A 23737-nucleotide genomic window follows, 5' to 3' on the forward strand; every position below is an offset into this window, starting at 1 on the left:
ACAGCCAACAGAGTTTTCTGTTGGCTGTTTCTTATCTTGTAGTTTTTTAGCTGTTTTAGGGAAATAGTTTGTTTTCTAGCGAAATCGTCAGTATAATCGAGAATGAGTTTAGTAAATAAGCTTTAAAGAAAACGCAGAATTTTTTTGTGATTTGACCCGATGATGCCATGGTTCGCTATACTATGGTCATGGATTAATTTTAAGGAATTTTTGAAGAGGTGCAGATATGAAACAAAGTATGACGTTGATCCCTACATTAAGAGAAGTGCCTGCAGATGCTGAAATCAAGAGTCATCAGCTGTTATTGCGTGCAGGATTTATGCGACAGAACTCAAGCGGGGTTTATAGCTTCATGCCGCTTGGAAAAAGAGTGCTCCAAAAGGTTGAAGCGATTGTTCGGGAAGAGATGGAGAATGCTGGTGCGGTTGAACTATTGATGCCGGCTTTACAACAAGCTGAATTTTGGCAGGAATCAGGACGCTGGTATACGTATGGCCCGGAGTTGATGCGCCTTAAGGACCGCAACAACCGTGAATTTGCCCTTGGTGCAACACACGAAGAAGTGATAACGAGCCTGGTTCGTGATGAGGTTAAATCTTACAAACGCCTTCCATTAACGGTTTACCAAATCCAAACGAAATTCCGTGATGAAAAAAGACCTCGTTTCGGGTTGCTGCGCGGACGTGAGTTCATCATGAAGGACGCTTATTCTTTCCATGCAAATCAAGAAAGCCTTGATGCGGTTTATACAAAAATATATGCAGCATATTCAAATATATTTAGCCGTTGCGGTCTTGATTTCCGTGCGGTCATTGCCGATTCTGGGGCTATGGGCGGGAAGGATACCCATGAATTCATGGTCCTCTCGGAAATTGGCGAGGATACTATCGCATATTCCAACATTTCCGATTATGCAGCGAATATTGAGATGGCACCGGTAAGTGTGAAATATGAAAAAAGCGCAGAGGAACAACGTGAATTGGGAAAAATTCATACTCCTGGTCAAAAATCGATTGAAGAAGTGGCTTCATTCTTAAATGAAGATACAGATAAATTAATCAAATCATTATTGTTCAAAGTGGACGAGAAGCATGTGTTAGTATTGGTGCGTGGGGACCATGATGTCAATGATATAAAATTAAAGAATTTCTATAACGCTTCAGTCGTTGAATTGGCCGATCCTAACGAAACGAAAGAAGTTTTGGGCTGTACGATAGGATCGCTTGGACCAATCAATGTCGCTTCTGAAGTGGAAGTAATCGCGGATGTTGCCATTGAAGCAATGGTGAATGGAATCTGTGGAGCAAATGAAGAGGATCACCATTATGCAAACGTAAATCCAGATCGTGATTTTAACGTGGCCAATTATATCGATCTCCGCTTCATTCAAGAGGGTGACCCATCACCGGATGGAGAAGGCGAAATTAAATTTGCCAAAGGGATCGAGGTAGGTCACGTATTCAAACTCGGAACTAAATATTCCGAAGCAATGAATGCAACATTCTTAGATGAGAACGGGCGGTCACAACCAATGATCATGGGTTGTTACGGAATTGGCGTTTCCCGCACACTTGCAGCCGCAGCTGAGCAATTCAACGATGAAAAAGGATTACTATGGCCAACGAATTTAGCGCCATACCAAGTTCATTTGATTCCAATTAATGTGAAGGATGAGGCACAGACTGCCCTTGCTGAGGATTTGTATTCCGATCTTAAAGCAAAAGGTATGGATGTTCTGATGGACGATCGTCAAGAGCGTGCAGGTGTGAAGTTTGCAGATTCTGACTTGATTGGTCTTCCTGTGAGGGTGACGGTCGGTAAAAAAGCATCCGAAGGAATCGTCGAAGTGAAAATCCGTAAAACGGGTGATGTTTTTGAAGTTGAAAAAACTGAACTGTCCCAAAAGCTTCAAGAAATATTGGGATGAATTTAAAAAGGGAAATCGGGCATCATTCAATTGGATGATGCCTTTCCTTTTCATGCATTTAGATAGTAGTGAATGCGCTGTGATATGATATAATAGCCTCTGACATCAGAGTGGAAAATGAATAATATCTTAAGAGATAGTAGATAGGGGAGAGAGGAAATGGATCAAAATCCAAATAGCGGTAGAGAGAGATTTCAACTCTTGCTCCAGCAAATGGACTTGATTGAGGATGCCTTTGTGAATTTTTTCATCGGGGCCGAAATCGATAAGCTCTCGATTGAGAGGGAGTCCAAAACATGGCATTTCGCCTTTAATATACCTGCATTGATACCATGCAGTGTTCATACAAGATTCGCTACACATCTAGCGACTACGTTTTCCCATATTGCCAAGGTGACATTCACCTTTAATGTGGCCAATCCGCAAGTGACGGAACAATTGATCAAAGAGTATTGGAAAAACTGCATTGGTGAGCTCGAAGGCATGTCTCCGGCTCTTTTGTCGCTTCTGAATGAACAAGTGCCTGCAGTCAATGGATATAAACTTATCGTGAGTGCCCGAAATGATACAGAGGCCAGTCAGCTGAAACGGAAATATGCCGGCATCATTTCGAATATATACCAAACATTTGGTTTTCCTCCGCTGACTCTTGAGGCGGAAGTGAAGGAAGCGGTAACGAATCCTGATTACCAGAAGTTTTTAGAGGATAAACAAAAAGAAGACGCGGAAAAAGGACTTGCTGCATTAGTGGAAATGCAGAAGAAGGAATCTGAAAAAGGAAGCGACGATGGCGCCTACGAAGGTCCTGTTAAAATTGGTTATACAATTAAAGAAGATGCAGACTTCCGCAGAATTGAACAAATTATCGATGAAGAGCGCAGGATTGCGATTGAAGGCTTCGTTTTTGATGCAGAGGTGCGTGAGCTTCGCAGCGGACGCAGTCTGTTGACATTTAAAGTTACCGATTATACGAGCTCGATATTGGTGAAAATGTTTTCGCGTGATAAAGAGGACGCTGCCATACTTGCCCGTGTGAAAAAGGGGATGTGGGTACGGGCACAAGGAAGCATCCAAAACGATACATTCGTCCGTGACCTGGTGATGATCGCAAATGATATCAATGAAATCTCCAAGCAAGGTCGCCAAGATAAGGCACCTGAAGGGGAAAAACGTGTGGAACTGCATATGCACACGCCGATGAGCCAGATGGATGCAGTGACACCTACCTCCGCACTTGTTGCACAAGCTGCAAAATGGGGGCATAAGGCTGTTGCCATTACGGATCATGCGGGTGCACAATCATTTCCTGAAGCTTATAGTGCTGGCAAAAAGAATGATATCAAAATTTTATATGGTGTTGAAGTGAATCTTGTGAATGATGGGGTGCCAATCGTTTATAATGAGGCGCATATATCTCTTACAGATGCCACATATGTTGTGTTTGACGTCGAGACGACAGGACTGTCGGCCGTATATGATACGATCATTGAATTTGCTGCAGTGAAAATTCATGACGGAGATATCATCGACCGATTTGAATCTTTTGCGAATCCGCACCACCCGTTATCAAATACGACGATAGAGTTGACGGGGATCACCGATGACCTTGTAGAAAATGCTCCAGAAGTCGGGGAAGTATTGCAAAAGTTCAAGGAGTGGGCAGGGGATGCGATCCTAGTTGCCCATAACGCAGCCTTTGATATGGGCTTTTTGAATATAGGCTATAAAAACATTGGGTATCCCAAGGCTTCCAACCCTGTACTGGATACGCTGGAGCTTGCCCGATTTCTATACCCGGAATTTAAGAATCACAGGTTAAATACATTGTGTAAAAAGTTCGATATCGATTTGACTCAACATCACAGGGCCATTTATGATGCCGAAGCAACAGGTTACCTTATGCTGAAGATGCTGAAGGACGCATTGGCAAAAGAGATTACCCATCATGATCAGCTAAATGACAACATGGGTAAAGGAAATGCTTATCAGCGTTCCCGTCCGTCGCATTGTACACTGATCGCGCAAACGCAGGCTGGACTTAAAAACCTATTTAAACTAATATCGATATCTCATATCGATTATTTTTATCGTGTGCCCCGGTTGCCGCGTTCACAACTTAAAAAGTATCGAGAAGGAATCCTGGTCGGTTCAGGATGCGATAAAGGGGAAGTTTTTGAAGGGATGATGCAGAAGGGTTTTGAGGAAGTCGTAGATATCGCCGAGTTTTACGACTATCTTGAAATTCATCCGAAAGAAGTTTATCAGCATTTGATTGAGCTGGAATTTGTCCGCGATGATAAATCATTAGAAACAATCATCTCGAATATCGTCAAGCTGGGTGAAAAATTGGATAAGCCTGTCGTGGCCACAGGGAACGTTCATTATTTGGAACCTAATGATAAAATTTACCGCAAAATCCTTGTGAATTCTCAAGGGGGAGCAAATCCTCTCAATCGTCATAAGCTGCCTGACGTGCATTTCCGCACAACCGATGAGATGCTGCGGGAATTCTCATTCCTAGGCTCCGAGAAGGCCAAAGAGGTCGTGGTGACGAATACGAATAAAATCGCTGACATGATTGAAGATATCAAGCCGATCAAGGACGAGCTGTATACACCTAAAATTGAAGGTGCAGAAGAAGAAATGCGTGAGATGAGTTATGGCATGGCGAAGAAGATTTATGGCGAAAACCTGCCGGAAATCGTGGAAGCCCGTCTTGAGAAAGAATTAAAAAGCATCATTGGCCATGGATTTGCCGTCATTTATTTAATTTCTCATAAACTAGTTAAAAAATCGTTGAATGACGGGTATCTCGTTGGTTCCAGGGGTTCTGTCGGCTCGTCCTTCGTTGCCACGATGACCGAAATTACAGAGGTAAACCCGCTTCCACCTCATTATGTCTGTCCGAAGTGCAAGAAATCCGAATTCTTCAATGACGGATCAGTAGGTTCCGGGTTTGACCTTAAAGATAAAGACTGTCCTGATTGCGGCATTCCTTATACGAAAGACGGGCATGACATCCCGTTTGAAACCTTCCTTGGATTCAAGGGGGATAAGGTTCCCGATATCGATTTGAATTTCTCCGGTGAATATCAGCCTAAGGCCCATAACTATACGAAGGTCTTATTCGGTGAGGAGTATGTATATCGTGCAGGAACGATTGGAACGGTAGCTGAAAAAACGGCTTATGGGTATGTAAAAGGATATTCCGCTGATAATAACATCCACATGCGCGGGGCTGAAACGGACCGCCTGGTTGCTGGGTGCACGGGTGTGAAACGGACAACGGGACAGCATCCAGGGGGAATCATCGTCGTTCCCGATTACATGGATATTTATGATTTCACACCAATCCAATTCCCTGCTGATGACAGGAATTCCGAATGGAAAACGACGCACTTCGATTTCCATTCCATCCATGATAATATTTTGAAACTCGATATACTCGGACATGATGATCCAACAGTAATCCGTATGCTCCAAGATTTGAGCGGAATCGATCCAAAGACCGTCCCGACGGATGATCCTGAAGTGATGAAAATTTTCAGCAGTACGGAATCTTTAGGAGTGACCGAAGACCAGATCATGTGTAAAACGGGTACACTTGGCATCCCCGAATTTGGGACGCGATTCGTGCGGCAGATGCTTGAAGATACAAAGCCTACAACGTTCTCCGAATTAGTCCAGATTTCGGGACTGTCACACGGTACGGATGTATGGTTGAGCAATGCACAGGAGCTGATTCACAACCGGATATGCACACTGAGTGAGGTTATTGGCTGCCGGGATGATATTATGGTTTATCTCATTTATCAAGGACTAGAACCTTCCCTTGCGTTCAAGATCATGGAATCGGTACGGAAAGGGAAAGGGCTATCTGAGGAATTCGAAGAGGAGATGCGCAAGAATGAAGTGCCGGAATGGTATATCGATTCATGTAAGAAAATAAAATACATGTTCCCGAAAGCCCATGCTGCTGCCTATGTGTTGATGGCTGTCCGGATAGCTTACTTTAAGGTGCATCTGCCATTATTATATTATGCAGCATACTTCACGGTGCGTGCCGACGACTTTGAAATAGATGCCATGACTAGAGGATCGCAAGCGATCAAAGGGAAAATGGAAGAAATCACCGTAAAGGGATTGGACGCTTCCACAAAGGAAAAGAATACATTGACCGTTCTTGAATTGGCTTTGGAAATGTGTGAACGCGGATATGCATTCGCGAAGGTGGATTTGTATAAGTCCAGTGCAGACCAATTCATAATTGAAGGAAACACTTTGATACCTCCTTTCAATTCGATACCTGGTCTAGGGACGAATGCTGCCATCAATATCGTCAACGCACGTCAGAATGGTGAATTCCTCTCGAAGGAAGATCTGCAGCAACGGGGGAAAGTCTCCAAGACCATTCTGGAATACCTTGATAAACAGGGTTGCCTCGAGTCGTTGCCTGAACAAAATCAATTATCCTTATTCTAAAGTGGGAATGAGTGCCAAAAAGGAAGAAACAGTCATGATATTTGCATAAATATCTTGATTATGGTATATTTTTATTGGAAATACTAAGAGGAACCAATGGCAAGAGTGGGGAAACCCACTCTTTCGTGTTGTATTGACCATTTATTTTGAATCCGAAACCAAGCGCATACAACGCACGTATGGAGGAAACAAATGAGTAAAAAGGTAACGGAAGTCGTAGAGGAATTAGCATTACCAATTCTTGAGGAATTGCAGCTTGAATTAGTTGAAGTGGAGTATGTGAAGGAAGGTAAAAGCTGGTTCCTTCGAGTTTACATTGATAAAGAAACAGGCGTAGATATTGATGATTGCGGAAATGTGAGTGAAAAACTCAGTGAAAAGCTTGATGAGGTTGATCCGATTCCCCAAAATTATTTTCTCGAAGTTTCATCACCCGGTGCTGAAAGGCCTCTGAAAAAAGAGAAGGATTTCCTTAATGCCATCGGTAAAAATGTTTACATAAAAACATACGAGCCCATTTTAGATGAAAAAGAATTCGAAGGAATCCTAACCAGTTACGATGGCAATGAAGTGACGCTGGAAGTCAGGATCAAGACACGTAAGAAAACAATTGTCATACCATTCGAAAAGGTTGCCAAAGCAAGATTGGCGATTACCTTCTCTTAAAGTCAAGTAAATCATTAATTAAATATCCGTAAGGGGGATCACCATGGGCAATGAGTTATTGGATGCTCTCTATATTTTAGAAAACGAAAAAGGAATTTCCAGGGAAGTTTTGATCGACGCGATTGAAGCTGCTCTTATATCGGCATATCGCCGTAACTTTAACCAAGCGCAAAATGTACGTATCGATTTGAATCTTGGTAAAGGAACGATGCGTGTATTTGCGAGAAAAGACGTTGTTGATGAAGTTTTCGATTCACGTCTGGAAATTTCTGTTGAAGAAGCAAGAGCGATCGATCCCAACTATCAGTTAGAGGATATTGTCGAAATGGAAGTTACGCCTAAGGATTTCGGCCGTATTGCTGCCCAAACTGCGAAACAAGTCGTCACTCAAAGGGTGCGTGAAGCAGAGCGAGGCATCATTTATGCCGAATTCATCGACCGCGAAGAAGATATCATGACTGGCATCGTACAGCGCCAGGATTCCCGCTTCATCTATGTAAGCTTAGGGAAAATCGAAGCATTGCTTCCCGTGAATGAGCAAATGCCGAACGAACAGTATAAACCACATGATCGGATTAAAGTTTTCATCACGAAAGTTGAGAAGACGTCGAAGGGCCCGCAAATTTTTGTATCCCGGTCACATCCTGGACTTTTAAAACGTTTATTCGAAATTGAAGTGCCTGAAATTTTTGATGGAACGGTGGAAATTAAATCAGTTGCCCGCGAAGCAGGCGACCGCTCGAAAATCTCCGTTCACTCCGATAATGAAGAGGTGGATCCTGTCGGTTCATGTGTCGGCCAAAAAGGACAGCGAGTTCAAGCCATCGTCAATGAATTAAAAGGTGAAAAGATCGATATCGTCAAATGGTCGGAAAATCCGGTCATTTTCGTTGCGAATGCTTTAAGTCCTTCAAAAGTGCTTGAAGTCATCGTAAAAGAAGAAGAAAAAGCGACGACTGTCATCGTTCCTGATTATCAACTATCCCTGGCAATTGGCAAGCGCGGACAAAATGCCCGTTTGGCTGCCAAACTTACTGGTTGGAAAATTGATATCAAGAGTGAAACGGAAGCTCGCGAAGCTGGGATCTATCCAGTGGAAGAACAGGAATTCCTTTTGAGCAGAGATAGTTATGTTAATGAAGAGGATGCAGATTTCGAAGAGGATAACGAGTAATCCAGAGGTGAAAAAGATGAATAGCCGAAAAAAAATCCCGATGCGTAAATGTGTGGCGACGGGCGAAATGAAGCCGAAGAAGGATCTCATCCGCATCGTTCGATCTAAAGAAGGGGAAGTCAGCCTTGATCCGACAGGAAAGAAGTCGGGAAGGGGAGCTTATTTGACTCTTGATCGGGATGTTATCGAGCTGGCCAAAAAGAAAAATGTGCTGGCTAATCACCTTAGTACCCAAATCGATTCTTCCCTTTATGAACAATTGCTTGAATTAGTGAATAAGGAGAAAAACTAAACATCATGACCCAACAACAACAATGGATGTCTCTATTAGGATTGGCCAATCGAGCACGCAAGCTAATTTCGGGTGAAGAATTAGTGGTTAAAGAGATTAGAAGCGGTAATGCCAAAGTTGTTATTTTATCCGCGGACGCTTCAAAAAACACTGAAAAAAAAATATCTGATAAGTGCGCATTTTATCAGGTTCCTTTAAAAAGAGTCGAAAGCAGGTCCATGCTCGGCCATGCGATAGGCAAGGATGCTAGAGTTGCCGTCGCAGTTCTGGATGAAGGTTTTGCACAAAAACTCCGAACGCTGCTCGATTAAATTTTACGGGGGTGAACGTATGACAAAATTGCGTGTATATGAATATGCAAAACAAAAGAACGTTTCAAGCAAGGATGTAATAAATAAACTTAAAGAAATGAATATAGAGGTAACAAACCATATGACAGCATTAGACGATTCAACTGTAAATAAATTAAACGATTCAATTAAACCTAAAAACGAAGATAAAAATCAAGCTGCTGAACCGAAAGCTAACGCTACCGTTGCAAAATACGAAGCGGAAGCGGATGAGAAAAGCACAGTAAATAAAGAAAAGCTTAAGAAAAAGCCACCAGTTAAACCAGTAGGTACGAAAAAACCGACAAGCCAGTTTAACCGCGGCAGAAATAACAAGAATAAAAATAACAAACAAAGACAACAAGCGCCTGCAGCCCCTGTTACAAAACGTAAAGAAAGGGAACTGCCAGAGAAAATTACGTTTTATGAATCTTTGACTGTTATGGAACTTGGTAAAAAGCTTCACCGTGAACCTTCTGAAATCATTAAAAAGCTCTTTATGCTTGGTGTGATGGCTACAATTAACCAAACATTGGATAAAGACGCAATTGAATTGATTTGTGCTGAGTATGGTGTAGTGGCTGAAGAGGAAATACGTGTCGACTTAACCGATCTTGAATCATTAGTGACTGAAGATGCTTCAGAAGATTTGATTGAACGTCCGGCTGTCGTAACGATCATGGGACACGTTGACCATGGTAAAACGACATTGCTTGATTCAATTCGCAACACTAAAGTTACAGAAGGCGAAGCAGGTGGAATCACGCAGCATATCGGTGCATATCAAGTCAAAGTAAACGACAAGAAAATCACGTTCCTTGATACTCCAGGACATGCTGCGTTTACAACAATGCGTGCCCGCGGTGCTCAGGTTACGGATATCACGATACTTGTCGTTGCAGCGGATGATGGGGTTATGCCTCAAACGGTTGAAGCGATCAACCATGCCAAAGCGGCTGAAGTTCCAATCATCGTCGCTGTCAATAAAATGGATAAGGAAGCGGCCAATCCAGACCGCGTTATGCAAGAATTGACTGAGCATGGCCTAGTTTCTGAAGCATGGGGCGGAGATACAATTTTCGTACCTATTTCAGCGAAAAAAGGCGAAGGCATCGATAGCTTGCTTGAAATGATTCTGCTTGTAAGTGAAGTGGAGGAGTATAAAGCGAATCCAACTCGTAAAGCAAATGGAACGGTCATCGAGGCACGTTTGGATAAAGGACGCGGATCTGTTGCGACATTACTTGTTCAAAACGGTACGTTGAAAGTCGGAGATCCAATCGTTATCGGTAATACGTTCGGACGTGTCCGTGCAATGGTTAATGATCTTGGCCGCCGTGTGAAGGATGCAGGTCCGTCCACACCGGTTGAAATCACCGGACTGAACGAAGTTCCACAAGCTGGCGATCGTTTCATCGTCTTTGAAGATGAGAAAACGGCACGTCAAGTCGGGGAAGTTCGTGCGCAAAGACAATTGGCTTCACAACGTAATGAAAAATCGCGTGTGACGCTTGATACATTGTTCGAGCAAATGAAAGAAGGGGAAATCAAAGAATTGAACATCATCTTGAAAGCGGATGTTCAAGGTTCTGCGGAAGCAGTTGCAGCCTCCCTGAATAAAATAGAAGTGGAAGGCGCTAAAGTGAAAATCATTCACACTGGCGTCGGGGCCATTACTGAATCGGATATTATCCTTGCCACAGCTTCCAACGCAATCGTCATCGGATTTAACGTTCGTCCTGACGTGAATGCGAAGCGTGCAGCTGAATCGGAAAATGTTGATGTTCGCCTACACCGCATCATCTATAAGGCGATCGAAGAGATCGAGTCAGCCATGAAAGGGATGCTTGACCCTGAATTCGAAGAAAAAATCATCGGTCAGGCTGAAGTCCGCACGACGTTCAAAGTATCTAAGGTCGGCACCATTGCCGGTTCATATGTTACTGAAGGAAAAATCACACGTGATAGCGGAATTCGCTTAATTCGTCAAGGTGTCGTCATTTTCGAAGGTGAAATCGATGCGCTGAAGCGTTTTAAAGATGACGTTAAAGAAGTGGCAACGAACTATGAGTGCGGGATCACCATTAAAAATTACAATGACCTTAAAGAAGGCGATGTAATTGAAGCATATGTAATGGAAGAGATCGAGCGTAAATGATCGTTGGCTCTGTCCAATGTGAATGCATCATCCATGACACCCATTCGTTGAAAGAAAAACGAGCCGTGTTGCAGCGAGTCATCACACGGCTTAAACAAAAGTTCAACATATCGGTAGCCGAAACAGACTTTCAGGATTTATGGCAGCGGACAAAGATTACGATCGTAACCGTAACATCCTCAAGGAAGGCTACTGAGAAGGAACTTCAGAATGCCCTTAAATTTCTAGATTCTTTTCCGGAACTAGAGCGAACAATAACAGATATAGACTGGCTTTAGGCTATCGAGGTGATATTATGAGCCTTCGTTCAAATCGTGTTGGCGAACAAATGAAAAAAGAGCTGAGTGAAATTATCGGCCGCAAAATAAAAGACCCGAGGATCGGATTTGTGACAGTGACGGATGTTGCTGTTACAGGAGATCTACAACAGGCAACAGTTTACATTTCCGTTCTGGGTGACCAGGAACAACGGGAAAAAACATTGCAAGGGCTAGCAAAGGCCAAAGGATTCATGCGTTCAGAAATTGGGCAAAGAATCCGCCTTCGTAAAACCCCTGAACTATTTTTCGAATTCGATGAATCGGTCGATTATGGCAATCGCATCGAGTCATTGATTTCCCAAATTAATTCAGAGGATAAACCGGCTGATAAAAACGAAGAATAAGCAAGCAGTAAAAAGGAGGCTGACTCAAAAAGTGCTTTGCACTTCTTGAAGTCGGCCTCTTTTTTTTGAAAATGAATGATGAGGTGACGGCCATGAACGGCATTCTTCCATTGTGGAAACCAAAGGGAATGACATCCCATGATTGTGTTTTTAAATTGAGAAAGATATTGAAAACAAAAAAGGTTGGGCATACAGGGACACTGGATCCTGATGTGACAGGGGTTTTACCCATTTGTATAGGCAGGGCAACGAAAATTGCCGAGTATTTAACAGAAGCAGGCAAGGCATACGAAGGAGAAGTGACTCTCGGTTTTTCCACGACAACCGAGGATGCAAGCGGTGAAAGAGTCGAGGAGCAAACGATTGGTGAAGTGATTCCTCGTGAACGGATACTGGAAGTGCTGGAATCACTGACAGGGAAAATCGAACAAACGCCGCCGATGTTTTCAGCTGTTAAGGTGAACGGGAAGAAATTATATGAATATGCCCGTGCTGGTATCGAGGTGGAGAGACCGACAAGAGAGGTTACCATTTACGAAATTACCCTTCTCGATGATCGCACCGAATTCATGGGAGAAACGATTTCTTTTCGCTTTCGGGTCAAGTGCAGCAAGGGTACGTATATCAGGACGCTTGCCGTCATGATGGGTGATAAGCTTGGCATACCTGCCCATATGTCAGACTTGACCAGGATTGAATCGGCAGGCTTCAAGCTAGATGACTGCTTTACGTTTGCTGAGGTGGAAGCATTCATGGAAACGGGACAAACGGATGTTTTTCTTTTGCCATTAGAGCGGGGATTATTTCATTTGCCCAAATTTAAGATTAATGATAAAGTAGCAAGGAAAGTACTTAACGGTGCGGTATTGGAGCAAACAGGGGATGTGACTGCCGAAAAAGGGGTGCCTTTTGTGATGGTAGATCCATCTGATAAGGCAATTGCCATTTATCAAGTACATCCGACAAAAGAAGGATTAATTAAACCTGTAAAAGTATTGGCACAAGAATCATAGACCGTTTTGCCGCCGTCGGAAAGAGGAGATTGAAAGGTGAAAGTGATTGCAATAGAGCATCCTCATCAGTTTAATTCGGATGATTTTCCTGAGCTTGTTATGGCGCTTGGTTTTTTTGATGGCATACATAAAGGCCATCAGATCGTTATACAAACCGCCAAGCGAAAAGCAGATGAAATGAACCTGAAGTCAGCCGTCATGACATTTGATCCGCATCCTTCTGCAGTGTTGGGAAAGAAAACGGAAAATATCCGCTATATAACCCCACTTGAAGATAAAGTGGCTATCATAGAGTCGATGGAGATAGATTATTTATTCATTATCCATTTCAGTAAGGAGTTCGCTTCGGTTTTGCCGGAACGGTTCGTTGATGACTACATTGCAGGGTTGAATGTCCGCCATGTAGTCGCAGGCTTTGATTATTCATACGGCCGCTATGGTCAAGGCTCGATGCAAGACCTGCCCGCTTACGCACAAGGAAGATTTTCACAGACGGTCGTTGCCAAGCAAACGCTCGAGGATGAAAAGGTTAGCTCCACGAGAATTAGAGAAACCCTCAGTAATGGTGATTTTACCGATTTTCATCATCTTGCAGGACGACGCTTCATAACGAAGGGGCATGTCGTTCATGGTGAGAAACGGGGCAGGAAGCTAGGATTTCCCACCGCTAATATCGAAGTTAGTGATGATTACATCTTCCCTGCTGCGGGCGTATATGCCGTCAGGATACAAATAAGCGACCAATGGTATCATGGAGTCTGCAATGTAGGTTATAAACCTACCTTTCATGAGGAAAAGCCTAAATATCCTACTGTGGAGGTCCATGCCTTGGATTTCTCAGGTGATATTTATGGAAGCCAGGTTTCAGTTGAATGGCATATTAGACTTCGAAGTGAGCAGAAGTTTTCCGGACTTGAAGCCTTGGTTGCCCAGATTGAAGCGGATAAGCGAAATGCAATCGCTTATTTTGCGGAGTTGGAAGCATAAAAGGTTATCAATAGACAGGACTTGCAATTTTATTGAAATGCATGTATTCTATTAAAGGTATGAAAATAACCATTGCTTGGCTAGTCGAGACTCCGACGCTGGCTCGGTAATAGGTGATTTTACAGAATTTTAGGAGGAATATTATTATGGCAATTACACAAGTACGCAAAAACGAACTAATCGCTGAGTTCAGAACTCACGATACTGACACTGGATCTCCAGAAGTGCAAATCGCAGTATTAACAGAAGAAATCAACAACTTGAATGGTCACTTACGCACTCATAAAAAAGACCACCATTCACGTCGCGGCCTTCTTAAAATGGTAGGTAAACGTCGTAATCTTTTAACTTACCTACGTAACAAAGACGTTACTCGTTACCGTACACTAATTAACAAATTAGGTCTACGTAGATAATTTTTTCAGGAAGGCGGGAAATTTCCCGCTTTTTTGATGTTAATCAAATGATTTGGACGTGTTCTACTTTAAGGCTGAGCCTTCGTCCTTGGGACTCGGCGTGAGCCGGGTCTTTTCCCATTTATAAATGATCAGGATATACATAATCAAATGAATGAAATTTTTATTCATTTTGCTGTTAATGCTTGTTTTTTTCGTGCATAATAGGAATAGTTTGGTTTTTACTTGAGTTCAGTTACTTTCACATATAAATGATTTAATCCAATAAAGGTTTAGGTAAACTAAGCCTCTAAGTGAAGATTCAGAGAGGGGTTTAATTAATGGGACAGGAAAAACATACGTATTCATTTGACTGGGCCGGCCGTAATGTTACGGTGGAAATAGGACAATTGGCCAAACAAGCCAACGGAGCAGTAATGGTCCGTTATGGAGAAACGGCTGTATTAAGTACAGCAACGGCTTCAAAGGAACCTAGAAATGTCGACTTCTTCCCTTTGACAGTCAACTATGAAGAAAGACTATATGCAGTCGGTAAAATCCCAGGAGGCTTCATCAAGCGTGAAGGCCGGCCGAGTGAGAGGGCGATCTTGGCAAGCCGGTTAATAGACCGTCCAATACGTCCGCTATTCGCTGATGGCTTCAGGAATGATGTTCAGATCATCAGCATGGTCATGAGTGTCGATCAAGATTGCTCTACGGAAATGGCAGCGATGCTTGGTTCATCCCTGGCGCTTTCCGTTTCCGATATTCCGTTCGAAGGTCCAATTGCAGGCGTGGTTGTGGGAAGGATCAATAATGAATTCATCATTAATCCCACTGTTGACCAATTGGCTAAAAGTGATATCAACTTAACGGTTGCCGGTACTAAAGATGCCATCAACATGGTTGAGGCCGGAGCGAATGAAGTACCTGAAGAAACGATGCTGGAAGCCATCATGTTTGGACATGATGAAATCAAGAAGGTCATTGCATTCCAAGAGAAAATCGTTGCTGAAATCGGCAAAGAGAAATTGCAGATCGCATTATATAAAGTGGATGCCGACTTAGAAGCGGAAGTGAAGGGCCATTGTGAAGCAGACTTGAACAAAGCAGTCCAAGTTCAGGAGAAACATGCTCGTGAAGATGCGATCAAAGAGGTAAAAGATCGTGTGTTGGCCAATTATGAAGAAGAAACAGATGAAGCTAAGCTAAAACAAATTAAAGAAATCCTGAATAAATTGGTTAAATCAGAAGTTCGCCGTTTAATCACGGAAGAAAAAGTACGTCCGGATGGCCGAAACCCTGATGAAATCAGACCATTATCTTCGGAAGTTACCATTTTGCCTCGTACACATGGTTCTGGATTGTTCACTCGTGGGCAAACCCAAGCGCTATCGATTTGTACATTGGGTGCACTAGGGGACGTGCAGATTTTGGACGGACTTGGTACAGAAGAGTCAAAACGTTTTATGCATCACTATAACTTCCCGCATTTCAGTGTCGGTGAAACGGGTCCGATCCGTGGGGCAGGCCGTCGGGAAATTGGACATGGTGCGCTTGGTGAAAGAGCGTTGGAACCAGTCATCCCTAATGACAAGGATTTCCCTTATACAATCAGGCTTGTGTCTGAAGTCCTTGAATCAAACGGGTCAACCTCACAGGCAAGTATCTGTGCAAGCACTTTGGCCATGATGGATGCTGGCGTACCATTGAAAGCTCCTGTCGCCGGTATAGCAATGGGACTTGTCAAAACTGGCGAGCACTATACGATTCTAACTGACATTCAAGGCATGGAAGATCATCTTGGAGATATGGACTTTAAAGTCGCTGGAACTTCAAAAGGTGTTACGGCATTGCAAATGGATATCAAGATCGAGGGCCTTTCAAAGGAAATCCTTGAAGAAGCATTGCTACAAGCGAAACATGGTCGGATGCATATTTTGGAATCCATGATGTCGACGATCAATCAACCGCGTGAGCAGTTGTCCAAATATGCTCCAAAAATCGTTACAATGTCCATTAATCCGGATAAAATCCGTGATGTCATTGGACCGAGCGGTAAACATATCAATAAAATCATTGAAGAAACTGGCGTGAAAATCGACATCGAGCAGGATGGAACGGTATTCATCTCATCAACAGATGAACCAATGATTCAAAAAGCGAAGAAAATCATTGAGGACATCGTACGTGAAGTCGTAGTGGGAGAACTTTATTTAGGTAAAGTGAAGCGGATTGAAAAATTCGGTGCTTTCGTTGAAATCTTCAATGGAAAAGACGGTTTAGTACATATTTCTGAACTGGCTGAAGAAAGAGTCGGAAAAGTGGAAGATGTCGTTTCACTCGGAGATGAGCTATTGGTGAAAGTAACGGAGATTGACAAGCAAGGAAGGGTCAACCTTTCCCGTAAAGCAGTCCTGAAAGAGCAAAAAGAGGCAGCCAATCCTTCTCAATCGTAATAGAAATAAATGATCCGGCATGCGATTCCCTGTGAATCTGCATGCTTTTTTAATGTAAGCAATGGTTCGATTACGCCGAAAATAGGATTAAAAGGATGACATGTTCTACCTTGTCCGTTTTCTTCATACATTTTGGTATGAAGGGGGCGTAAAAAATGAATAATAAATGGAAGCAGATAGTTGCGATAAGTGCCATTGCAGGTATATCATGGTTATTAGTGCAAAATCCATATACACAGCTTTATCTGACCCAATTAACGGATGATTCTGTTGCTTCAATGAAGCAAGAAGATGAACTTCTTTTGCAAATAAAGGATTCAACAAAAAAATATGAGGTGGCGCCTCAGGATGCACGAATCGATTCGGTTTGGAAAACCGTTCCTGCCTATAATGGTCTTAAGGTCAACATCAATGACTCATATAAAGCCATGAAGAAGGCGGGCGAGTTCAATGAGGATAAACTGGTGTTCGAGCAGGTTCCTGCGAATGTACATTTAAAGGATCTTGATCCCGCTCCGATTTACCGTGCCCATCCTGAAAAACCAGTGGTTTCATTTTTAATCAATGTCGCTTGGGGAAATGAGTACCTACAGGACATGCTGGCTGTATTGAAAAAAAATAACGTCAAGGCAACTTTCTTCCTTGAAGGTAATTGGACGAAGAAAAATCCGGAATTGGCCAAGATGATTAAGGATGGAGGTCATGAAATTGGCAATCACTCCTATTCACATCCCAATATGCAGAATATATCAGCACAGGCTACACGTGAAGAACTTCGAAAAACGAATGAAGTCATTGAAGCGGTGACAGGCTTGAAAATGAAATGGTTCGCCCCGCCTAGCGGCAGCTACCGGGACGAAACGGTGCAAATCGCGGATTCCTTTGGTATGGAGACCGTCATGTGGAGTGTCGATACGATCGACTGGCAAAAGCCAAGTCCTGAAGTACTTCAACAACGAGTGCTTTCCAAGATCCACCCGGGGGCATTCATCTTGATGCATCCTACGGAATCTACCGCAAAATCATTGGAAGCGCTAATTATAGAAATTAAAAAGAAAGACTTAGACGTCGTTACCGTTTCAGAAGCGGTGGATGAAAAGCGTATGACCCCATAATATTTGGGTTCGTTAGCAGCATAGAATGATTGGGAGGAATGTTAGTTGATTAAGAAATACACGTGTCAAAATGGAGTAAGAATCGTATTGGAAAATATTCCAACAGTACGCTCGGCAGCCATCGGAGTATGGATTAAAACCGGATCCCGAAACGAAACACCTGAGTTGAATGGAGTTTCACATTTTTTGGAGCACATGTTTTTCAAAGGGACAACAAAAAGGAATGCGCGTGAAATAGCCGAGTCGTTTGACAGTGTCGGCGGTCAGGTGAATGCGTTCACTTCAAAGGAATATACATGCTATTATGCAAAAGTAATGGATAACCATGCTAGCTATGCGCTAGAAATCCTTGCTGATATGTTCTTTAATTCAACCTTTGATGAGGAAGAGCTGAAAAAAGAAAAAAATGTCGTCTACGAAGAGATTAAAATGTATGAAGATACACCGGATGATATCGTCCATGACCTATTAAGCCAGGCCGTATATGAAAAACACCCGCTTGGATACCCAATCCTAGGTACGGAAGAGACGCTTGAAACATTCAATAGTGAGACATTAAAGAAATACGTCCATGATATGTATACACCTGATAAAGTGGTGATCTCGATTGCTGGGAATGTCGATGAAAAATTGATTTCTGAAGTGGAAAGCTACTTTGGTTCGTATCAAGGAGGGGAACACCGTCTCGAGTTGGTCAAGCCAGCTTTTCATGAAAATAAGATCACTCGTAAAAAAGAAACGGAACAAGCTCACCTTTGCCTGGGATACAAAGGATTGGAAATCGGCAATGAAAAAACATACAGCTTGATTACCTTGAACAATATTCTTTGGGGAAGCATGAGCAGCCGTCTATTCCAGGACGTAAGGGAGCAACGCGGCCTTGCTTATTCAGTCTACTCCTACCACTCCAGCTATCAAGATAGCGGTTTGGTGACAGTCTATGGGGGAACAGGCACAAGCCAACTAGAGAGCCTGTATGATACCATTCAGGAAACATTAGATACCTTAAAAAGGGATGGCATTACCGAAAAGGAATTGCGCAATAGTAAGGAGCAACTTAAAGGCAGCCTGATGCTTAGCCTTGAAAGCACGAATAGCCGCATGAGCCGCAACGGGAAAAATGAGCTCATGTTAGGGGAGCATCGTTCCCTAGATGATATCATCGTCAAGATTGATGAGGTGACTGAGGGGACCGTCAATGAATTGGCAAACCAAATTTTCACCGAGCACTCCTTGTCATTAGTGAGCCCACTGGAAAACTGGGACAAATAAATACCAAAAAAACCTGATCTTCCCCGAAAAGTGGAAGGTCAGGCTTTTTTTTGTACAAAACTATCCATATTTTAATGATGCAAGAGATATGAGCAATATTTGAGGAAAAGCCTTCTAAGTTTACCTTTTTCCGATATAGATTGATTATAAGGTGAAAAAGGGGGAGCTATAAGTGAGATTGAGTGAAATGAGCGGTAAGGAAATAGTCGATGTGAACAGGGCCGAACGATTAGGGATACTCGGACAAACGGACTTGGAAATAGACGAAACCGGCCAAATTACCACATTAATCATTCCGTCGGTCAAATGGTTCGGCCTTTTAAGGAATGGCAGTGAAATTCGCGTGCCGTGGGACCATATAAAAAAAATCGGGGCCGATATGGTCATCATTGATTTTCAGGAAGGAATTTCGAAGAATGGGGAGCATATGGACGGGTAATACATGGTTACGATTGATGCCCTCTTAGGCATGCTACTCATGAGTAAAAATCAAAAAACGCCTCAGCTGCCAATAGCTAAGGCGTTTTTTCTTTTCTTATCACCGTTTTTTAACCGAAAACATAAGATGGCAGGGTAACTAGGGAATGTCGCATAAACAAAAATTGCCTCTTGAGGGGCAAGTAACGGCGAGTAATGTTTAGGATCTTTTATATAAAGAAGGTGACGGTTTTAATGCTCACAGGTATGCAAATCGCTGTAATTGGTGGAGATGCGCGTCAGCTTGAAGTTGTCCGTAAACTGACGGAGCTTGATGCGAAGCTATTGTTAGTTGGTTTTGAACAGCTCGACCATGCTTTTACCGGAGCGGTTAAGGAGAAAATGGAAGATATAAATTTCAAGGAAATAGATTCAGTAATTCTGCCAGTCCGGGGCACGGATTCTGATGGAAAAGTGGAAACGATTTTTTCAAGTGAAGAGGTTGTCTTAACTGAAGAAATGATAAAGGATACCCCGGCACACTGCATTTTTTATGCAGGGATCAGCAATAATTATCTAGATGAAATATTTCAGAAGGCGGATCGTAAGCTTGTTCTTTTATTCGAACGTGATGATGTAGCCATTTATAATTCAATCCCGACTGTGGAGGGTGCAATCATGATGGCCATCCAGCATACCGATTTTACTATCCATGGGTCGAATGTAGCCGTTCTTGGTTTGGGGAGGGTCGGCATGAGTGTAGCCAGATCTTTTCATGCTCTAGGAGCAAAAGTGAAGGTAGGAGCAAGAAAAAGCGAAGATATCGCAAGAATCAGCGAAATGGCATTAACTCCTTTTCATTTAAATGATCTAGCTGCAGAGATGAAAAAAGTTGATATTTGTATCAATACGATTCCTTTTCCAATCATTACAGCGAACGTAATTGCAAATATGCCCGGTCATACATTAATCATCGACCTTGCTTCAAAACCAGGGGGGACGGATTTTCGTTATGCTGAAAAAAGGGGAATTAAGGCGCTGTTGGCACCGAGCTTACCGGGCATAGTAGCCCCGAAAACAGCTGGTCAGATATTGGCGAACGCTTTGGGAGTATTGATTTCTGATGAGTACATGAAAAGGAAGGGGAAAAAGATATGAGTCTCCAAGGGAAACGGATTGGTTTCGGACTGACAGGATCACATTGCACCTATGATGAAGTGTTTCCTGAAATAGAAAAGCTTGTGAATGAAGGGGCAGAGGTCATTCCAATCGTAACATCGACCGTGCAAAACACGGAAACACGTTTTGGTAAGGGTGATGATTGGGTTGAAAGAATTGAAAAATTGACGGGGAATCGTGTCGTTGATACAATCGTCAAAGCGGAGCCATTAGGGCCTAAATTGCCCCTTGATTGTATGGTTATCGCTCCTTTGACAGGTAACTCAATGAGCAAAATGGCTAATGCCCTTACCGATTCGCCCGTACTTATGGCTGCAAAAGCGACGATGAGGAACCACCGTCCGGTTGTAGTCGCGATATCAACGAACGATGCACTGGGGTTAAATGGTGTCAATCTCATGAGGCTGATGGCAGCAAAAGATATTTATTTCGTTCCGTATGGTCAGGATAATCCTATAGGGAAGCCTAGCTCGATGGTTGCCAGGATGAGCATGATAAGGGATACGATCATATCGGCACTGGAAAGGGAACAAATTCAACCAGTCATCGTCGAAAAGTTCAAGGATAGTTTGGACTGATTTAATGTTCTGATACGCTCCCGCTTGATATAATGACTGATTTTATGCATGACTTTTCCGTGTGGAAGGCCACGATGACACTACACTACCAGAATATTTTGTTAAAGTCCGACCCTTCGGAATGTTAATATGTTAAAATAAATGATATTCTGAGCAAGTAGAAGTAAACCCAACAAATAAACTAATTTTTAGAGATAGAAAAGGAGTCTGGACAAATGACTGAGACACAGGGATTGCATATTGCAGTTGTGGGAGCAACTGGAGCAGTGGGACAACAAATGATTTCAACACTCGAACAACGGAATTTACCGATCAAGAAAATCATCTTTTTATCATCGGCTCGTTCCGCAGGAACCAAACTTACGTTTAAGGGCGAAGAAATAGAAGTGCAGGAAGCAAAACCTGAAAGCTTTGAAGGCATCGATATCGCTTTATTCAGTGCTGGAGGCAGCGTGTCTAAGGAATTGGCTCCAGAGGCAGTGAAACGCGGAGCGATAGTGGTGGATAATACGAGCGCATTTCGCATGGATGAAAATGTCCCTCTAGTCGTGCCTGAAGTGAATGAAGCTGACTTGAAACAGCATAATGGAATCATTGCTAATCCAAATTGTTCAACGATCCAAATGGTCGTGGCATTAGAACCTATCCGCGAGACATATGGTTTATCGAAAATAGTGGTTTCCACCTATCAGGCCGTTTCGGGTGCTGGAGCTGCTGCAATTAATGAATTAAAAGAACAAGCACGCGACTTGCTTGATGATAAAGAAATAGAACCGAAAATTCTACCGGTTAAGGGTGACGAAAAGCATTATCAAATCGCATTTAATGTCATTCCTCAAATCGATAAATTCCAAGATAATGGGTACACATTTGAAGAAATGAAGATGATCAATGAAACAAAGAAAATCATGCATATGAATGACCTTCCGGTAGCGGCGACGTGTGTAAGGCTCCCTGTTGTAACAGGTCATTCGGAATCCGTTTATATTGAAGTGGAAAAAGAAGGGGTGTCAGCTCATCAAATCAAGGACTTGATGAAGACGGCTCCTGGAGTAGTGCTGGAGGATGAACCGAAACAACAAATCTATCCAACGCCCGCTTCTTCCGTTGGCAAGAATGACGTTTTCGTAGGTCGAATTCGCAAGGATTTGGATGAAGATAGAGGGTTCCATTTATGGGTGGTTTCCGATAATCTATTAAAGGGAGCAGCTTGGAATTCCGTTCAGATTGCTGAAAGCCTTTTGAAATTAGGTTTAGTCACCGTCAAGTAATAATTCATTCTTAAACATTAAAAAAAGTGATATCCAACAGAATAGAGAGTTTTTGTCAGCTTCCTGAAGCGGGAGGCTGGCTTATATTTGGGGTGTATATTATGAAAATCATAGTTCAGAAATACGGTGGGACTTCCGTTCGTGATGAGGAAAGCCGTTCATTTGCCAAAGGGCATATTGAAAAGGCAATCAAAGAAGGCTTTAAAGTCGTGGTTGTGGTTTCGGCGATGGGGAGAAAGGGCGATCCCTATGCAACGGACACTTTACTTTCCTTAGTTAATGGCTCAAAGGCAATCCTTTCGAAACGTGAACAGGATCTTCTTATGTCGGTGGGGGAAACGATTTCTTCCGTCGTATTTACCAACATGCTTTTAGAACACGGGATGGATGCCGTCGCATATACTGGAGCGCAGGCGGGATTCTTGACGAATACCGACTATTCAAGTGCGAAAATCATGGAAATGAAATGCGACCGTCTCATGAAAGAACTTGAAACGAAGGATGTTGTCGTCGTGGCAGGATTCCAGGGGGCGGCAAAAAATGGGGACATCACGACTATCGGCCGTGGTGGAAGTGATACTTCAGCTGCAGCATTAGGGGCGGCTTTGCAGGCGGAACGGGTAGATATATTCACGGATGTGGAAGGTATCATGACGGCTGACCCGCGCATTGCAGATCTTGCCCGTCCATTGTCAATCGTGTCTTATACGGAAGTTTGCAACATGGCCTATCAAGGCGCGAAGGTCATTCATCCGCGCGCTGTTGAAATCGCCATGCAGGCCAAGGTGCCGATCAGGATCAGGTCCACATACAGTGAAGGGTTGGGCACACTTGTTACAAGTGTGAATAAAGGAAGCCAGGGCAGTGATATTCGTGAGAGGCTCGTCACAGGAATTGCCCATGTGCCGAAAATCACGCAAATCAAGGTGCGCGCGAAAAAGGATCAATATAACTTACAAGCCGAGGTTTTCAAGGCAATGGCCAATGCCTCCATTTCCGTCGACTTCATTAATATTTATCCGAGCGGTGTCGTATATACCGTTTCAGAAGACATGACGGAACTTGCTCTTTCAATTTTGGCCGAGCTTGGTCATGAACCGGTCATTGAACGGAATTGCGCCAAAGTTTCCGTCGTGGGAGCGGGCATCAATGGAGTGCCAGGTGTTGCTGCGAAAATCGTCACGGCTCTTTCGGAAAAGGAAATTGCCATTCTTCAGTCGGCTGACAGCCATACGACCATATGGGTATTGGTCAAAGAAGAAGATTTGATAGAAGCTGTTAATTCACTTCACTACGCATTTCAACTGCATGAAAGCGAACACCAATAGCCCGAAATCCAAAAAAAGTTTTATAAAGAGG

At 43.1% G+C, this 23737-nt stretch carries 20 protein-coding genes; all 20 read left to right on the forward strand.

Going from position 1 to position 23737, the window contains the following annotated elements; all coding sequences use genetic code 11:
• Positions 1-226 precede the first annotated feature (226 nt).
• The 20 genes from ABE28_RS08135 to dapG all read left to right on the forward strand — a co-directional run bounded on the left by ABE28_RS08135 (position 227) and on the right by dapG (position 23706).
• On the forward strand, positions 227-1927 hold the full coding sequence (locus ABE28_RS08135; protein WP_064461887.1) for a proline--tRNA ligase: 1701 nt from the start codon (positions 227-229) through the stop codon (positions 1925-1927).
• Positions 1928-2086: 159 nt separating this feature from the next.
• Entirely contained in the window at positions 2087-6409 is a 4323-nt protein-coding gene (locus tag ABE28_RS08140) for a PolC-type DNA polymerase III (protein ID WP_064461888.1), read from the forward strand.
• A gap of 192 nt (positions 6410-6601) precedes the next feature.
• The gene (rimP, locus tag ABE28_RS08145) at positions 6602-7075 is read left to right on the forward strand and encodes a ribosome maturation factor RimP (RefSeq protein ID WP_064461889.1); all 474 of its coding nucleotides are present in this window, start codon (positions 6602-6604) and stop codon (positions 7073-7075) included.
• Positions 7076-7118: 43 nt separating this feature from the next.
• Positions 7119-8249, forward strand: a complete 1131-nt coding sequence (nusA, locus tag ABE28_RS08150; RefSeq protein ID WP_064461890.1) for a transcription termination factor NusA — start codon at positions 7119-7121, stop codon at positions 8247-8249.
• Positions 8250-8265: 16 nt separating this feature from the next.
• Positions 8266-8541 carry an RNase P modulator RnpM gene (gene rnpM / locus ABE28_RS08155; protein WP_064461891.1) on the forward strand — a complete coding sequence of 92 codons (276 nt, stop codon included), beginning with the start codon at positions 8266-8268 and terminating at the stop codon, positions 8539-8541.
• Positions 8542-8546: 5 nt separating this feature from the next.
• Positions 8547-8852 carry a YlxQ family RNA-binding protein gene (locus tag ABE28_RS08160; RefSeq protein WP_061144653.1) on the forward strand — a complete coding sequence of 102 codons (306 nt, stop codon included), beginning with the start codon at positions 8547-8549 and terminating at the stop codon, positions 8850-8852.
• 19 nt (positions 8853-8871) lie between these two features.
• Positions 8872-11028, forward strand: coding sequence for a translation initiation factor IF-2 (infB, locus tag ABE28_RS08165; RefSeq protein ID WP_064461892.1), 2157 nt, complete (start codon positions 8872-8874; stop codon positions 11026-11028).
• Positions 11025-11306 carry a DUF503 domain-containing protein gene (locus ABE28_RS08170; protein WP_064461893.1) on the forward strand — a complete coding sequence of 94 codons (282 nt, stop codon included), beginning with the start codon at positions 11025-11027 and terminating at the stop codon, positions 11304-11306. The genes infB and ABE28_RS08170 overlap by 4 nt, the downstream gene beginning before the upstream one ends.
• Positions 11307-11323: 17 nt before the next feature.
• Positions 11324-11692, forward strand: coding sequence for a 30S ribosome-binding factor RbfA (gene rbfA, locus ABE28_RS08175; RefSeq protein WP_064461894.1), 369 nt, complete (start codon positions 11324-11326; stop codon positions 11690-11692).
• 92 nt (positions 11693-11784) lie between these two features.
• The gene (gene truB, locus ABE28_RS08180; protein ID WP_064461895.1) at positions 11785-12705 is read left to right on the forward strand and encodes a tRNA pseudouridine(55) synthase TruB; all 921 of its coding nucleotides are present in this window, start codon (positions 11785-11787) and stop codon (positions 12703-12705) included.
• A gap of 36 nt (positions 12706-12741) precedes the next feature.
• Positions 12742-13692 (forward strand): bifunctional riboflavin kinase/FAD synthetase, encoded by a 951-nt coding sequence (gene ribF / locus ABE28_RS08185; protein WP_064461896.1) that lies wholly within the window; start codon positions 12742-12744, stop codon positions 13690-13692.
• Positions 13693-13838: 146 nt separating this feature from the next.
• Positions 13839-14108, forward strand: a complete 270-nt coding sequence (gene rpsO / locus ABE28_RS08190) for a 30S ribosomal protein S15 (RefSeq protein WP_053345367.1) — start codon at positions 13839-13841, stop codon at positions 14106-14108.
• A gap of 320 nt (positions 14109-14428) precedes the next feature.
• Positions 14429-16546: a polyribonucleotide nucleotidyltransferase gene (pnp, locus tag ABE28_RS08195; RefSeq protein ID WP_064461897.1), complete on the forward strand. Its 2118-nt coding sequence runs from the start codon at positions 14429-14431 to the stop codon at positions 16544-16546.
• A gap of 155 nt (positions 16547-16701) precedes the next feature.
• On the forward strand, positions 16702-17661 hold the full coding sequence (locus ABE28_RS08200) for a polysaccharide deacetylase family protein (protein WP_064461898.1): 960 nt from the start codon (positions 16702-16704) through the stop codon (positions 17659-17661).
• A 45-nt stretch (positions 17662-17706) separates the two neighbouring features.
• Positions 17707-18933 (forward strand): M16 family metallopeptidase, encoded by a 1227-nt coding sequence (locus tag ABE28_RS08205; protein WP_064461899.1) that lies wholly within the window; start codon positions 17707-17709, stop codon positions 18931-18933.
• 172 nt (positions 18934-19105) lie between these two features.
• The gene (locus ABE28_RS08210) at positions 19106-19372 is read left to right on the forward strand and encodes a YlmC/YmxH family sporulation protein (RefSeq protein ID WP_064461900.1); all 267 of its coding nucleotides are present in this window, start codon (positions 19106-19108) and stop codon (positions 19370-19372) included.
• A gap of 233 nt (positions 19373-19605) precedes the next feature.
• A complete protein-coding gene (dpaA, locus tag ABE28_RS08215; protein ID WP_064461901.1) occupies positions 19606-20508 on the forward strand; it encodes a dipicolinic acid synthetase subunit A in 903 nt (300 codons plus the stop codon).
• The gene (locus ABE28_RS08220) at positions 20505-21107 is read left to right on the forward strand and encodes a dipicolinate synthase subunit B (protein ID WP_061144661.1); all 603 of its coding nucleotides are present in this window, start codon (positions 20505-20507) and stop codon (positions 21105-21107) included. Before dpaA ends, ABE28_RS08220 begins: the two co-directional genes overlap by 4 nt.
• Positions 21108-21322: 215 nt before the next feature.
• On the forward strand, positions 21323-22378 hold the full coding sequence (gene asd / locus ABE28_RS08225; RefSeq protein ID WP_064461902.1) for an aspartate-semialdehyde dehydrogenase: 1056 nt from the start codon (positions 21323-21325) through the stop codon (positions 22376-22378).
• Between the two features lie 101 nt (positions 22379-22479).
• A complete protein-coding gene (dapG, locus tag ABE28_RS08230) occupies positions 22480-23706 on the forward strand; it encodes an aspartate kinase (protein WP_064461903.1) in 1227 nt (408 codons plus the stop codon).
• Positions 23707-23737: the final 31 nt, after the last annotated feature.

This window comes from Peribacillus muralis (assembly GCF_001645685.2).
Classification (GTDB): Bacteria; Bacillota; Bacilli; order Bacillales; family DSM-1321; genus Peribacillus; species Peribacillus muralis_A.